Source organism: Microbacterium forte, assembly GCF_031885415.1.
In the GTDB taxonomy this organism is placed as follows: domain Bacteria; phylum Actinomycetota; class Actinomycetes; order Actinomycetales; family Microbacteriaceae; genus Microbacterium; species Microbacterium forte.
This window is the reverse complement of sequence record NZ_CP116871.1, coordinates 2,961,006-2,974,574: the sequence shown is the minus strand read 5'-3', so window position 1 is coordinate 2,974,574 and position 13,569 is coordinate 2,961,006. Positions and strand designations below refer to the sequence as shown.

Annotated in this window: 13 protein-coding genes; 3 read left to right on the top strand and 10 right to left on the bottom strand. The window is 69.0% G+C overall.

Annotated features, from left to right (window positions below; genetic code table 11):
- Positions 1–42 precede the first annotated feature (42 nt).
- The 3 genes from OB895_RS14335 to OB895_RS14325 are packed head-to-tail and all read right to left on the bottom strand — an operon-like array spanning position 43 to position 3,489.
- Positions 43–1,404 (bottom strand): aldehyde dehydrogenase family protein, encoded by a 1,362-nt coding sequence (locus OB895_RS14335; protein WP_079113590.1) that lies wholly within the window; start codon positions 1,402–1,404, stop codon positions 43–45.
- Complete coding sequence (locus tag OB895_RS14330; protein WP_079113591.1) at positions 1,401–2,153, bottom strand: gamma-glutamyl-gamma-aminobutyrate hydrolase family protein; 753 nt, start codon at positions 2,151–2,153, stop codon at positions 1,401–1,403. Before OB895_RS14330 ends, OB895_RS14335 begins: the two co-directional genes overlap by 4 nt.
- Positions 2,134–3,489 (bottom strand): glutamine synthetase family protein, encoded by a 1,356-nt coding sequence (locus OB895_RS14325; protein WP_311877980.1) that lies wholly within the window; start codon positions 3,487–3,489, stop codon positions 2,134–2,136. Before OB895_RS14325 ends, OB895_RS14330 begins: the two co-directional genes overlap by 20 nt.
- Positions 3,490–3,645: 156 nt before the next feature.
- Here OB895_RS14325 and OB895_RS14320 point away from each other — a divergent pair, with 156 nt between their 5' ends.
- Complete coding sequence (locus tag OB895_RS14320; protein ID WP_309691471.1) at positions 3,646–5,193, top strand: amino acid permease; 1,548 nt, start codon at positions 3,646–3,648, stop codon at positions 5,191–5,193.
- Between the two features lie 20 nt (positions 5,194–5,213).
- On the opposite strand, the gene OB895_RS14315 is transcribed toward OB895_RS14320, so the two are convergent.
- From OB895_RS14315 to OB895_RS14305, 3 genes are read right to left on the bottom strand one after another with little or no spacing between them, the layout of a single operon-like run.
- Positions 5,214–5,486 (bottom strand): metal-sensitive transcriptional regulator, encoded by a 273-nt coding sequence (locus OB895_RS14315; protein ID WP_042537810.1) that lies wholly within the window; start codon positions 5,484–5,486, stop codon positions 5,214–5,216.
- Positions 5,487–5,515: 29 nt separating this feature from the next.
- Positions 5,516–5,926: a type II toxin-antitoxin system VapC family toxin gene (locus tag OB895_RS14310; RefSeq protein ID WP_079113593.1), complete on the bottom strand. Its 411-nt coding sequence runs from the start codon at positions 5,924–5,926 to the stop codon at positions 5,516–5,518.
- Between the two features lie 3 nt (positions 5,927–5,929).
- Entirely contained in the window at positions 5,930–6,205 is a 276-nt protein-coding gene (locus OB895_RS14305; RefSeq protein WP_311877979.1) for a type II toxin-antitoxin system prevent-host-death family antitoxin, read from the bottom strand.
- Between the two features lie 127 nt (positions 6,206–6,332).
- Here OB895_RS14305 and OB895_RS14300 point away from each other — a divergent pair, with 127 nt between their 5' ends.
- Both OB895_RS14300 and OB895_RS14295 read left to right on the top strand, forming a co-directional pair.
- On the top strand, positions 6,333–7,610 hold the full coding sequence (locus tag OB895_RS14300; protein ID WP_311877978.1) for a DUF445 domain-containing protein: 1,278 nt from the start codon (positions 6,333–6,335) through the stop codon (positions 7,608–7,610).
- Between the two features lie 15 nt (positions 7,611–7,625).
- On the top strand, positions 7,626–8,147 hold the full coding sequence (locus OB895_RS14295) for a DEAD/DEAH box helicase family protein (protein WP_311877977.1): 522 nt from the start codon (positions 7,626–7,628) through the stop codon (positions 8,145–8,147).
- 60 nt (positions 8,148–8,207) lie between these two features.
- Here the strand turns inward: OB895_RS14295 and OB895_RS14290 are convergent, their stop codons facing one another.
- Genes OB895_RS14290 through hutH form a run of 4 tightly spaced genes read right to left on the bottom strand, consistent with a single transcriptional unit; the run spans position 8,208 to position 13,518 of the window.
- Complete coding sequence (locus OB895_RS14290) at positions 8,208–9,113, bottom strand: arginase family protein (RefSeq protein ID WP_311877976.1); 906 nt, start codon at positions 9,111–9,113, stop codon at positions 8,208–8,210.
- Positions 9,094–10,299, bottom strand: coding sequence for an imidazolonepropionase (hutI, locus tag OB895_RS14285; RefSeq protein ID WP_311877975.1), 1,206 nt, complete (start codon positions 10,297–10,299; stop codon positions 9,094–9,096). The genes OB895_RS14290 and hutI overlap by 20 nt, the downstream gene beginning before the upstream one ends.
- On the bottom strand, positions 10,296–11,984 hold the full coding sequence (hutU, locus tag OB895_RS14280) for a urocanate hydratase (RefSeq protein ID WP_311877974.1): 1,689 nt from the start codon (positions 11,982–11,984) through the stop codon (positions 10,296–10,298). Before hutU ends, hutI begins: the two co-directional genes overlap by 4 nt.
- Positions 11,977–13,518: a histidine ammonia-lyase gene (gene hutH, locus OB895_RS14275; RefSeq protein ID WP_311877973.1), complete on the bottom strand. Its 1,542-nt coding sequence runs from the start codon at positions 13,516–13,518 to the stop codon at positions 11,977–11,979. The genes hutU and hutH overlap by 8 nt, the downstream gene beginning before the upstream one ends.
- Positions 13,519–13,569: the final 51 nt, after the last annotated feature.

Genomic DNA, 13,569 nt, shown 5'->3' with positions numbered 1-13,569 from the left:
TGTTTCTCCGTTGCAGTGAAAAGGTCGGGCCGGGTGTCGCTGTCAGGATTCGTCGGTCGCGAAGAAGACGTTCTTGGTCTCGGTGAAGTGCTCGGCGGCGTCGGGCCCGAGCTCACGCCCGAGACCCGAGGCCTTCATGCCGCCGAACGGCGTCGCGTATCGCACCGACGAGTGCGAGTTGACCGACAGCACGCCGCTCTGCACACCCCGTGAGACGCGCACGGCGCGGCCGAGGTTCTCGGTCCAGATCGAGCCGGCGAGTCCGTAGGCGGTGTCGTTCGCGAGCCGGATCGCATCGGCTTCGTCATCGAACGGCATGACCGCGACGACCGGGCCGAACACCTCCTGCTGCGCGATCCTGTCGGACGGATCGGCGAGCACCACGGCCGGGGCGAACCAAAAGCCGTCGCCCTCGGGTGCGCTGCCGCGGAAGGCGATGTTCGCGTCGTCGAGGAACCCCGAGACCGTGTCGCGGTGTGCGGCCGAGATGAGCGGTCCCATGTCGGTGTCGGTCCTCGACGGGTCTCCTACTCGCCACGCAGCGACAGCGGGCTCGAGCAGTTCGAGGAATCGGTCGTACACCGATCGCTGCACGAGCAGCCGGCTGCGGGCGCAGCAATCCTGACCCGCGTTGTCGAACACCGAACCCGGAACCGCCGCGACGGCCTTCTCGAGGTCCGCGTCGGCGAAGACGATGTTGGCGCTCTTGCCGCCGAGCTCCAGCGTGACGGGCTTGAGCGCTCGAGCGCATCCGGCCGCGACCTCGATGCCGACCTCGGTCGACCCGGTGAACACGACCTTGCGGACATCCGGATGCTCGACGAGCCGCTGTCCGACGACCGAACCCGACCCGGTGACGACCTCGAACAGCCCTTCGGGAAGACCCGCTTCGAGAGCGAGTTCGCCGAGGCGGATGGCCGTGAGAGGGGTGAGCTCGGCGGGCTTCAGCACCACGGCGTTCCCTGCGGCGAGCGCCGGCGCGAACGCCCAGGCGGCGATCGTCATCGGGAAGTTCCACGGCACGATGACACCGACCACGCCGTAGGGGTCGTGGAAGGTGACATCGAGTCCGCCTGCCACCGGGATCTGCCGGCCGGACAGCCGTTCAGGGTCGGCGGAGTAGTAGTTGAGGACCTGCGCGACGTGACCGGCCTCCCATCGGGCGGAACCGATCGGATGCCCGGAGTTCAGCACCTCGAGCTGGGCGAGCTCTTCGGCCGCGGCCTCGACCGTGCGAGCGAACGCCCGGAGGGCATCGGCCCGAGCGACCGGGGCCAGCGCGGCCCATCGACGCTGCGCCACGACGGCGCGCGCGATCGCGGCATCCGTCTCTCCGATGTCGGCGCGCGCGATCTCGCGGATCGCCGCTCCGGTCGACGGGTTGATGACTGTGAACGCGCTCATCGGGCGTCCTCCTTCCGCCGCGCGGCGAACGCGCGGGCCTGTGCGACGAGATCGGTGAAGAGCCGCCGATCCTCGGCGTTCTCCTCGGGGTGCCATTGGACGCCGACGATGTGGCCGGCCGAGGTGTCGACGAAGGCCTGCACGAGTCCGTCGTCGGAGTGCGCAGCCGCCACGAGACCGTCGCCGAGTCGACCGACGCCCTGGTGGTGGTAGCTGTGCACGCGCATCTCGGTCTCGCCGATGATCTCGGCGAGCGGAGTGTCGGTCGACACCTCGACGTCGTTCTCGGCGAAGACGCCGCCGCCGATGCGGTACTTCTCGGTGCCGAGCGATTCGGGCAGATGCTGCTGCAGGGTGCCGCCGCGGGCGACGTTCACGAGCTGCAGACCGCGGCAGATCGCGAGCACCGGGATGCCACGGCGCTCCGCCGCCCGGAACAGGGCGAGCTCCCATGCATCACGGTCGACGCGGGCGGGGTCGGTGAGCGGATGCCGGTCCTCGCCGTACAGCTCGGGGGCCACATCAGCACCGCCCGAGAGCACGAGGCCGTCCATGCCCGAGATGGCCGCATCCGCGGCATCCGGATCCTGCGGAGGCAGGAGCAGCGCGATGCCGCCGACGGAGGTCACGCTCGTGAGGTACTGCTCAGGCAGGAACGCCGCCCGCACATCCCACACCCCCTGCTGCGCGCGCTCCAGGTACGTCGTGACGCCGATCAGCGGCCTGGGGTCAGAGGCGCTCGAAGCCACGGATGCGCTCCCAGTCGGTGACGGCCGCGTCATAGGCTTCCACCTCGATGCGGGCCTGGTTCAGGTAGTGCTCGACCACGTCGTCGCCGAACGCCGCGCGCGCGATGGTCGACTCGCTGAACAGCTTCGCGGCCTCGCGCAGGGTCGTCGGCAGATGATCGACCCCGGCCTCATAGGCGTTGCCGGTGAACCGCTCGGGCAACGGCAGCTCGTTGTCGATGCCGTGCAGCCCGCCCGCGATGATCGCCGAGATCGCGAGGTACGGGTTCACGTCGCCCCCGGGCACTCGGTTCTCCACCCGGAGCCCCGAGCCTGAACCGACCACGCGCAGGGCACACGTGCGGTTGTCGATTCCCCACGCGACTCCCGTCGGCGCGAAGCTGCCCTTCGCGAAGCGCTTGTACGAGTTGATGTTCGGCGCGAGCAGCAGGGTGAACTCGCGGAGCGTGGCGAGGATGCCGGCGATCCAGTGCTCCATCACGGGGCTGAAGCCGTGCTCGCCGTCGCCCGCCATGACCGGAGCGCCCGACTCGTCGCGCAGCGACAGGTGGATGTGACAGCTGTTGCCCTCGCGCTCGTTGAACTTGGCCATGAACGTGAGCGCCTGCCCGTGCTGCTCGGCGATCTCCTTCGCACCGTTCTTGTAGATCGCGTGCTGGTCGGCGGTCTCTCGCACCTCCGCATAGCGGAACGCGATCTCCTGCTGACCGAAGTTGCACTCGCCCTTCACGCCCTCGCAGTAGAGCCCTGCCCCGTCCATGCTGTTGCGGATGTCGCGCAGCAGCGGCTCCATGCGGGTCGAGGCGAGCAGGTTGTAGTCGACGTTGTAGTCGGTCGCGGGCGTCAGACCTTCGTACTTGCGCGCCCACGCATCGCGATACGTGTTGTCGAAGACGATGAACTCGAGCTCAGTTCCGGAGTACGCGGTCCATCCCCGCTCGGCGAGGCGGTCGCGCTGCCGGTCGAGGATGGCCCGGGGCGAGGGCCCGACCGGCTCGCCGTTCTGCCAGACGAGGTCGGCCATGACGAGAGCAGTGCCGTCGAGCCAGGGGATGTTGCGCAGAGTCTCGACGTCGGGCTTGAGCACCATGTCGCCGTAGCCGCGATCCCAGCCCGACATCGCGTAGCCGTCGACGGTGTTCATGTCGACGTCGACCGAGAGCAGATAGTCGCACGCCTCGGCACCGTGGGCCAGGATGTCCTCCTGGAACAGCCGCGCCGACACACGTTTGCCGACCAGCCGGCCCTGCGCGTCGGCGAAGGCCACGATCACCGTGTCGATCTCGCCGGCGGCGATGCCGGCATCCAGCTGTTCGATGCTCAGGTTGCCCGCCATCTGACGCTCCGTTCTCGTGCTGTGAAGCGATCGGCCGACCGGCTTCGCCCTCAGAGTAGATCACCTTGCCGTTTAAAGGTAGACGAAACCACCATTGACTGTCACAATCGTCCGCAAGGTGCACCCGGCGCCTGCACGCATGCGAACGGAGAGCGGATGTCCCAGCAGAGCAATGAATCCCGCAAGGTCGCCGGAGCGACCTATACACGCGCCGGGAGTGAGTATTTCGAGAAACGCACACTGAAGAGGTCCGCCGGAGTCTGGGGCCTGTGGGGCCTCGCGGTCGCCGCCGTGATCTCGGGTGACTTCTCCGGGTGGAACTTCGGCATCGACTTCGCGGGCTTCGGCGGGATGCTCATCGCCTTCGCGATCCTCGTCGCGATGTACTACGGCATGATCTTCGCCATCGGAGAGATGGCGGCGGCCATGCCCCACACCGGCGGAGCCTACTCGTTCGCCCGTTCGGCCATGGGCCCGTGGGGCGGCCTCGTCACCGGCGCGGCCGAGACCATCGAGTACGTCGCGACCACGGCGGTGATCGTCTACTTCTCGGCGTCGTATGCGAACGGCATCACGAGTGAGCTGCTGGGCCTCGAGCTGCCCGGATGGGTCTGGTACCTCATCCTCTACATCGTCTTCATCGCCCTGAACTCCGCGGGCGCGGCGATCTCGTTCCGCTTCGCGATCATCGTGTCGGTGATCTCGATCGGGATCATCCTGGTCTTCTCCGCCATGGCGCTCTTCTCGGGCGCGTTCTCGTGGGATGCCCTGTGGGACATCGTGCCCGACGAGGGCCAGACGGCGTTCCTCCCCCACGGCGTACTGCCGATCCTGTTCGCACTGCCCTTCGCGATGTGGTTCTTCCTCGGCATCGAGGAGCTGCCGCTCGCGGCGGAGGAATCGCACAACCCGACGCGCGACATCCCCAAGGCAGGGTTCTGGGCTCGCGGCACCCTCATCATCACGGGCCTCCTGGTGCTGTTCCTCAACACCGGCGTGCTCGGAGCCGAAGCGACAGGCACCGCCGGCGAACCGCTGCTCGACGGCTTCCGCGCGATCGTGGGCGACCAGCTCGCCGCCGTGCTCGCGCTGTTCGCACTCATCGGCCTGCTCGCCTCGCTGCAGGGCATCATGTTCGCCTACGGACGCAACATGTACTCGCTGTCGCGCGCCGGGTACTACCCGCGCTTCCTCTCGCTCACCGGAAAGCGCCAGACGCCGTGGGTCGCCCTCACCGTGGGTGCTGCGATCGGCTTCGTCGCGCTGATCGTGCTCGACGTGCTCACCGCGGTCGACTCCGAGGGCGCGGGTACGGTCGCCGGTGCGATCGTCCTGAACATCGCCGTCTGGGGAGCAGTCGTCGCCTACGGACTGCAGCTCGTGTCGTTCATCATCCTGCGCAAGAAGTTCCCGAACGTCGACCGCCCGTACGTGAGCCCGTGGGGCATCCCGGGTGCGGTCATCGCCCTCGTGATCGCCGCCCTGATCTTCGTGGGCTTCCTGCTGAACCCCACGTTCGGCCCGGCGATCATCGCGATCGCGATCGTCTACGTGATCATCCTGCTCGGCTTCGGCCTGTTCTTCCGGCACCGTCTCGTGCTCTCCCCCGAAGAGGAGTACGCGCTGTCGGGCGGTTCGCACGGAGACCCGCAGGCCGAGGGCTACGACGCCATGGAGGGCGAGGTGTTCGGCGGCGGACGCTGATCGAGAGGAGGAGCGCGGCTCTACTTGCGGTCGAAGTCGAACGCCTTCAGCAGCTCGTCGACGGCCTTGTCGCGCTCCTCCCCGCCCTCGTCGAACATATGCGTCACGTGCGTGCGCAGGTGGTTCTCGAGCAGCAGGCGGTTGAGAGACTCCAGAGAGCGCTGGATCGCGCGGGACTGCGTGATGATGTCCATGCAGTACTCCTCGTTCTCGATCATCCGCGCGACTCCGCGCATCTGACCTTCGAGGATGCTGGTGCGGTGCAGTGCACGCTTCTTGATGTCTTCGATCACGTTTCGAGGGTACTCGGCCTCTGCCGCTGTCAGTCCTCGAACGGGTTCAGCACCGACAGGCCGGGGATCTCGAAGTCCTTCGTGTTGCGCGTCACGAGAGTCAGGCCGTGATGCAACGCTGTGGCCGCGATCAGCGCGTCAGCCCACGGACGACGATCCGGCACGTTGAGAGCGGCGCACGTCCGCGCGATCTGCGGAGAGACGGGGAGGATGCGGGAGCCGAGCCCGAGTCGGAGCGCGTCCAGCCAGCGTCGGAGTGCTCTCGCCTGACGCGGGTCGCGCCGCTGGAGTCCGAGGACACCGAGTTCCAGCTCGTAGTCGGTGATGGCGCTCATGTGAAGAGCCTCGGGCTCCCCGCTCTCCATCCAGGTGCGAGCGGCGATGCCGGCTCCGATTCCGCGCCTCGCGTCGGAGAACGTGTTCGTGTCGAGCAGATACATCGGTCAGAACTCGATCGGAGGACGACCGAAGTCCGTCTTCCGGTCGGCGACGATCTCGTCGATGATGCGATCGAACTCGCCGTCGTCGTCCATGAGGTCCTTCTCCGGCATCGCGAGGAACTCGAGAATCGACCCGGGCCGGGCCGGGGCTAGCCGTTCGTACTCGTCGATGCTCAAGAGCACGTACGCGGGCTCGCCGCGCTTCGTGATCATCACGGGCTGGTCGTCGGCGACGCGCTGAGCGCGCGCGACGGACTGGTTGAATTCTCGAGCGGTCATGGTGAACACGTTGTACCTCGATTCCGAATGTAGTGATGGTACTACACAGCCCAGATCTCTCGACGGACGACAGGACTCGATGCGGTACGCCGTACTCGGCTCGAACTCCCCGTGAAAGGATGACGTCATGCCGCGAACCCCGATGGCGCTCCTGTCGCCCGCAGACCAGGCGCGACTTCGCGCGCTCCGACGAATGAAGGCCGTGGCGCTCGGCGCGCTGATCTTCATGGCCGTCGTCTTCGTCTTCGCGTTCGCGTTCCAGGAACGGCAGCCGTGGCTCGGCTATGTGCGCGCCGCCGCCGAAGGCGGCATGGTGGGTGCCCTCGCCGACTGGTTCGCCGTGACCGCGCTGTTCCGTCGTCCACTCGGCCTGCCGATCCCGCACACCGCGATCATCCCGAACCGCAAGGACGAGATCGGCCGCACGCTGGGCGAGTTCGTCGAGACGAACTTCCTCGAGGCGAGCGTCGTGCGCACCAAGCTCGCCAGCACCGCGATCGCGAAGCGCGCGGGCGAGTGGCTGCGAGAGCCGGCCCACGCCGAGCGCGTGGGCGCCGAGGGAGCGACGATCGCGACCGCCGTGCTCAACGCACTCAGCGACGACGACGTGCGAGACCTCATCACAGACCTGGCCCGTGAGCACCTCGTCTCCCCCGAGTGGGGCCCGCCCGCCGGCGCCTGGCTCGAGAAGATCGTCGAGGCCGGCGCGCATCACGGCGCCGTCGACCTCGCGGCCGACAGCATCGGCCGCTGGCTGGACGCGAACGCCGAGTCGTTCTCGGGTCTCATCTCACGCAGGCTGCCCGGATGGGTGCCGAAGCTCGCGCACCGGTTCGTCGACGACACGGCCTACAACGAGGCCGTGAAGTTCGTCCGCGCCGTGCAGGCCGATCCGCAGCATCCGGCCCGTCTCGCGGTCGACGGGTACCTCGCCCGCCTCGCCGACAGCCTGCAGAACGACCCGGAGACGCGCGCCAAGCTCGAGAACGCGAAGTCGTCGCTCTTCGACAGTCCCCGCGTGGGCGCCCTCGCCGCCGAGGCGTGGAACACGGCCAAGAACGGACTACTCACCGCCCTCGCCGACCCCGAGAGCGGGCTGCGCGTGCGTGCGGCTCAGGCTCTGCAGGAGGTCGGCGACAGGCTGACGACGGATGCCGCACTGCAGCACCGCGTCGACACGTGGGTGTCGGATGCCGCGGTGTTCCTCGTCGACCGCTACCGCCACGACATCGCGTCGATCATCACCGACACCGTCGAGCGCTGGGACCCGGTCGAGACCACCGAGAAGATCGAGCTCATGGTCGGCCGCGACCTGCAGTACATCCGTCTGAACGGCACCTTCGTCGGCGCGCTCGCGGGCCTCGCGATCTTCACGATCGCGCACCTGGTCATTCCCGGGGTCTGAGGCGTGCGGATCGTCGTGTCGGGCACGCACGCGAGCGGCAAGAGCACCCTGATCTCAGACTTCCACGCGGCACATCCCGAGTACACGGTGCTCGGCGATCCGTTCGACGACGTCGAGTCGGAGGCGCCGACTGGCGCGGCCAGCTTCGTGGCGCAGCTCCGCGTGACGGTCTCTCGGCTGCGAGAGTCGGCGCGCGAGAGTTCCGTCATCTCGGAACGTGGTCCCGTCGACTTCCTCGCCTACCTCACCGCGCTGGAGATGCTGGGACGCGGCGACGGCGCCCTGCTCTCTCGAGCCCAGGAGCTGGTCGAGACCTCCATGGCCCACATCGATCTGATCGCCGTCGTGCCGCTGGACCTACGGCACCCGATCGACGTTCCCGACGACGAGGATCCGGCCCTCCGAGAGGCGATGGAGAGCGCTCTTCTGGATGCGCTCGACGACCTCGAACGCGCCGGTGGTGCGCCGCCGATCGTGACGCTCATCGGGAACCCGCAGGAGAGGCTCGCGCAGCTGGAGAAGGCTGCCGGCCTCTGAGGTCCGGCACGCCGCCCGCGCGAACGAGCATCATCGACGCTGCGCGGAGAGAACTCGCAGTCATCGGGTGGCGAGGGCGGCGAGCATCTCGAGCACGCACAGCGCGGCGAGGCGCACCGTGCGCATGTCATCGGCGTCGGCCGTCGCGTCGACCTCGGCGATGTCCGCACTGACGACCCGCGGATCCGCGACGATCGAGCGGACGAGCGCGCGCAGCTCCCACGCGGCGAAGCCGCCGGGGACGGATGCCGGGCAACCGGGCGCTGCGGCGCGGTCGGCGGCGTCGACGTCGACATCGAGGTGGATGCGGGCACCGGCGCCCGCTCCCGCGATGCGCGTGGCTTCGGCGATGACCTCGGCGATGCCCCTTCGGCGCACCTCGTCGAGGGTGATCACGCGGATGCCCCAGTCGGCGGCGCGCGCGGCGTACGCAGCGGAGTTCGCGAAGTCCGCGATGCCGATCTGGACGATCCGCGTCGGATCGATCCGTTCGCCCTCCGGCGCATCCTCGACGAGCCGCCGCACGGGTGAGCCGTTCGAGATCCCGTCGCGCAGGTCGAAGTGGGCGTCGATCGTGATCAGTCCGGTGGCCCGAGCGCCCCGAGCGACCGGGTAGGTCAGCGCGTTGTCGCCGCCGAGCGCGATGACGAGGCGCGTGGCATCGGCGAGCTCGCGCACCCGCGCGACCGTCGGAGCGATGCCGTCCTCTCCGTCTGGTTCGACCACGTCGCCCGCGTCGAGCACGCGCAGCGCCTCGGTGAGGTCGACGACCGGCGGACCCATCAGGGTGGCGCTGTAGCGGGTGAGCGCCTCCCGGATCGCGGCGGGTGTCGCGTGCGCGCCGGTCGGCGACAGCGAGGTGCGCCACGTAGGAACACCGAGCAGCACGGCCTCCGCATCATCCCCTTCGGCGAACGCGGGCCACGACCCGGCACGCGGCCAGAGGTCATCGTGCGACAGGGCCATGATCCTCCGTTCCGCGAGCGTCGAAGACCGCGACACCGTCTTTCCAGACCTGCTCGACGAGCGGCACCCCCGGGCGGTAGGCCAGGTGGATGCGGGTGGGAGCCTTCAGCAGCACGAGGTCGGCCCGCGCCCCAGGTGCGATGACGCCGACGTCGTCGCGCCGCAGTGCCAGCGCTCCCCCGGCGGTCGCCGCCCACACGGCCTCGGCGGGTGTCATCCCCATGTCGCGCACGGCGATCGCGATGCAGAACGGCATGGAGGAGGTGAAGCTCGACCCCGGGTTCGTGTCGCAGGCGATCGCCACGGTGACTCCCGCGTCGATGAGTCGGCGGGCGTCGGGATACGGCTGCCTGGTCGAGAACTCCACCCCGGGCAACAGGGTGAGCACGGTGTCGGATCCGGCAAGCGCTGCGGTGTCGGCGTCCGTCAGGTAGGTGCCGTGGTCGACGGATGCCGCGCCGAGCTCGACTGCGAGACGGACTCCGTCACCCGGGCCGAGCTGGCTCGCGTGCACGCGCGGCATCAGTCCCTTCGCGATGCCGGCGTCGAGCACCCGCCGCGACTGCTCGACCGAGAACGCCCCGGTCTCGCAGAACACGTCGATCCACTTCGAGTGCGGTGCACAAGCGTCGAGCATCGGCCCGGTCACCAGGTCGACGTACTCGTCGGCACGGTCGGCGTAGTCCGCGGGAACCACATGGGCACCGAGGAACGTCACCTCCGGCGTGACCTCGGCAGCGAGGCGCACGAGACGTTCTTCGTCCGCGACACTCAGCCCGTAGCCGCTCTTGATCTCGATCGTCGTCGTGCCCTGAGCGAGCAGTTCGTCGACGAATCCCCGCAGCCGCGCGCGCAGCTGATCGTCGCTCGACGCTCGGGTCTCCGCGACGGTCGAGCGGATGCCGCCGGCCGCGTACTTCTGCCCAGCCATCCGCGCCTCGAACTCGGCGGCACGATCGCCCCCGAAAACCAGGTGGCTGTGGCTGTCGACGAACCCGGGGATGACGGCACGTCCGCCCGCGTCCACGATCTCGTCGGCATCCGGTGCGTCGTCGGCCGAGCCGACCCAGGCGATCCGCTCGCCGTCGAGGAGAACGGCCGCATCGACGAGGGTGCCGAAGCGGTCGCCGTCGGAGCCGACGTTGGTCGTCAGCTCAGCGATGTTCGTGATCAGCGAGGTGCTCACAGCATCGGCACCTTCAGGCCGCGCTCGCGGGCGATGTCGCGAGCGTGCTCGTACCCCGCGTCGACGTGTCGCATGACGCCCGTGCCGGGGTCGTTGGTGAGCACGCGCTCGAGCTTCTCGGCGGCGAGCGCCGAGCCGTCGGCCACGGTGACCTGGCCGGCGTGGATCGAGCGGCCGATCCCGACGCCGCCGCCATGGTGCAGCGACACCCACGATGCGCCGGATGCCGTGTTGAGCAGCGCGTTCAGCAGCGGCCAGTCGGCGATGGCATCCGACCCGTCCTTCATGGCCTCGGTCTCGCGATAGGGCGAGGCGACCGAACCCGAGTCGAGGTGGTCGCGGCCGATCACGATCGGGGCGGCGAGCTCGCCGGAGGCCACCATCTCGTTGAACTTGAGGCCCGCCAGGTGACGCTCCTTGTAGCCGAGCCAGCAGATGCGGGCGGGCAGGCCCTCGAAGTGCACCTTCTCGCCGGCCTTCTCGAGCCAGCGATGCAGAGCCTTGTCTTCGGGGAACAGCTCGGCGATCGCACGATCGGTCTTGTAGATGTCCTCGGGATCTCCCGAGAGAGCGGCCCAGCGGAAGGGCCCACGGCCCTCTTCGAACTGCGGGCGGATGTACGCCGGCACGAAACCGGGGAACTCGAAGGCGCGGTCGAAGCCACCGAGCTGGGCCTCGGCCCGGATCGAATTGCCGTAGTCGAAGACCGCGGCCCCCGCATCCTGGAAGGCCACCATCGCGGCGACGTGCTGCGCCATCGATTCGCGCGAGCGGCGGGTGAACTCCTCGGCGTCCCGCTCGGCCTCTGCCTTCCACTCTGCGACTGCGATGCCGACGGGCAGGTAGGCGAGCGGGTCGTGCGCACTGGTCTGGTCGGTGACGATGTCGATCGGCACACCGCGGCGCAGCAGCTCGGGGAAGACCTCCGCCGCGTTCCCGACGACGCCGACCGACAGGGCCTCGCCGGCGTCCTTCGCCGCGACGACCCGGGCGATCGCCGCGTCGAGGTCGGTCGTGTACTCGTCGAGGTAGCCGTGCTCGACACGACGGGCGAGGCGCGATTCGTCGACGTCGACGATGAGCACGGCACCGTCGTTGAGGGTGACCGCCAGCGGCTGCGCGCCACCCATTCCGCCGGCACCGCCGGTCAGAGTCAGCGTGCCCTTCAGCGAGTCTCTGCCGAGCGACCGGGCGACGGCCGAGAACGTCTCGTAGGTCCCCTGCAGAATGCCCTGGGTTCCGATGTAGATCCACGACCCCGCGGTCATCTGCCCGTACATGATCAGCCCCAGCTCCTCGAGCCGGCGGAACTCGGGCCAGTTCGCCCAGTCGCCCACGAGGTTCGAGTTCGCGATCAGCACTCGCGGCGCCCACTCGTGCGTGCGGAAGACGCCGACCGGCTTGCCCGACTGCACGAGCAGCGTCTCGTCCGGCTCGAGCTCGTCGAGGGTGCGGACGATCGCGTCGTACGCCTCCCAGCTGCGCGCCGCCTTGCCGGTGCCGCCGTAGACGACGAGGTCTTCGGGATGCTCGGCCACCTCGGCGTCGAGGTTGTTCATCAGCATGCGCTTGGCGGCTTCGGCGCCCCAGCTCTTGGCCGTGCGCTGGTTGCCGCGGGCGGCGCGAACGACGCGCGGTCCCGTCGCGGTCGTCGTCGTCGAGTCGGGGGCCGTGGCGTCAGTCATGCGCGTGCTCCTTTGCGATGCGGGCGATTGCGCCGGACTGCACGAGTGCGGTCACGGCTTCCATGTCTGGGGAGAGGAATCGGTCGGGTCCTGGCCCTGCGGCGACGGTGCGCACCAGATCGCGCACGGCACCGGTCGCAGGGCCTGCCTGCAGCGGGGCGCGCAGGTCGAGCGCGCGGGCGCCGGTGAGGATCTCGATGGCGATGACACGGCCGAGTCCGTCGATCGCCCGACGAAGCTTGCGGGCCGCGGCCCATCCCATCGACACGTGATCCTCCTGCATCGCCGACGAAGGGATCGAATCGACGGATGCCGGCACGGCGATGCGCTTGAGCTCCGAGACGATGCCCGCGGAGGCGTACTGAGCGATCATCAGTCCCGAGTCGACGCCGACCTCGTCGGCCAGGAACGGGGGCAGGCCGTGGTTGCGTGCCGGATCGAGCGCCCGGTCTGTACGGCGCTCCGAGATCGACGCGACGTCAGCCACGGAGATCGCGAGGAAGTCCAGGACGGCAGCGACGGGTGCGCCGTGGAAGTTGCCGTTCGACTCGATGCGGCCGTCGACAGTGATGACCGGGTTGTCGATCACGCTGGCGAGCTCTCGCTCGGCGATCATCGAGGCATAGCCCATCGTGTCGCGCGCGGTCCCGTGCACCTGGGGCGAGCAGCGCAGCGAATACGCGTCCTGCACGCGGCCGTCCTCCGGCCCCTTGTGGCTGTGCACGATCGGCGAGTCCCGCAGGAACGACCGCAGATTCGAGGCCGATTCCGCCTGCCCCGACTGCGGACGAAGAGCCATGAGGTCGGCCGCGAACACGGCATCCGTGCCCATCTGCGATTCGACCGACATCGCCGCAGCCATGTCGGCGGTGAGCAGCAGGATCTCGAGGTCGTGCAGCGCCAGCACGAGCATCCCGAGCATGCCGTCGGTGCCGTTGATGAGCGCGAGCCCCTCCTTCTCGACGAGGGTGAGCGGTTCGATGCCGACAGCCGAGAGCGCCTCGGATGCCGCAACGAGTTCGCCATCCGCCACGCGGACGTCGCCCTCGCCCATTGCAGCGAGGGCGATATGCGCGAGGGGAGCAAGGTCGCCCGAGCAGCCGAGTGAGCCGTACTCGCGAACGACGGGTGTGATGCCCGCGTTCAACAGCCCCGCGTAGGTTTCGACGACGACCGGGCGAACGCCCGTCCGCCCAGAGGTCAAGGTCTGCAGGCGCAGCAGCTGCAGACCGCGCACGACCTCGCGCTCGACCTCCGCGCCGGTGCCGGCCGCGTGCGAGCGGATCAGACTGGCCTGCAGCTGCAGCCGGCGATCCGGAGCGATGAACGTCGTAGCGAGCGCGCCGAATCCGGTGGAGACGCCGTAGTGCGGGTGCGGATCGGCGGCCAGTCCGTCGATCACCCGCCGTGTGTCCGCCACTCGGGCGAGGGCTGCGGGGCTGATCGCCACCGGCGCACCGTGGCGGGCGACCGCGACGACATCGGCATGGCTCAGTGGGGCATCGCCGACGAGGACGGAGGACAGTTCGGTCATGTCTCGATTCCACACCCGCAGGGTCGCGGGCGACAGCGGTTCGTGGCATCC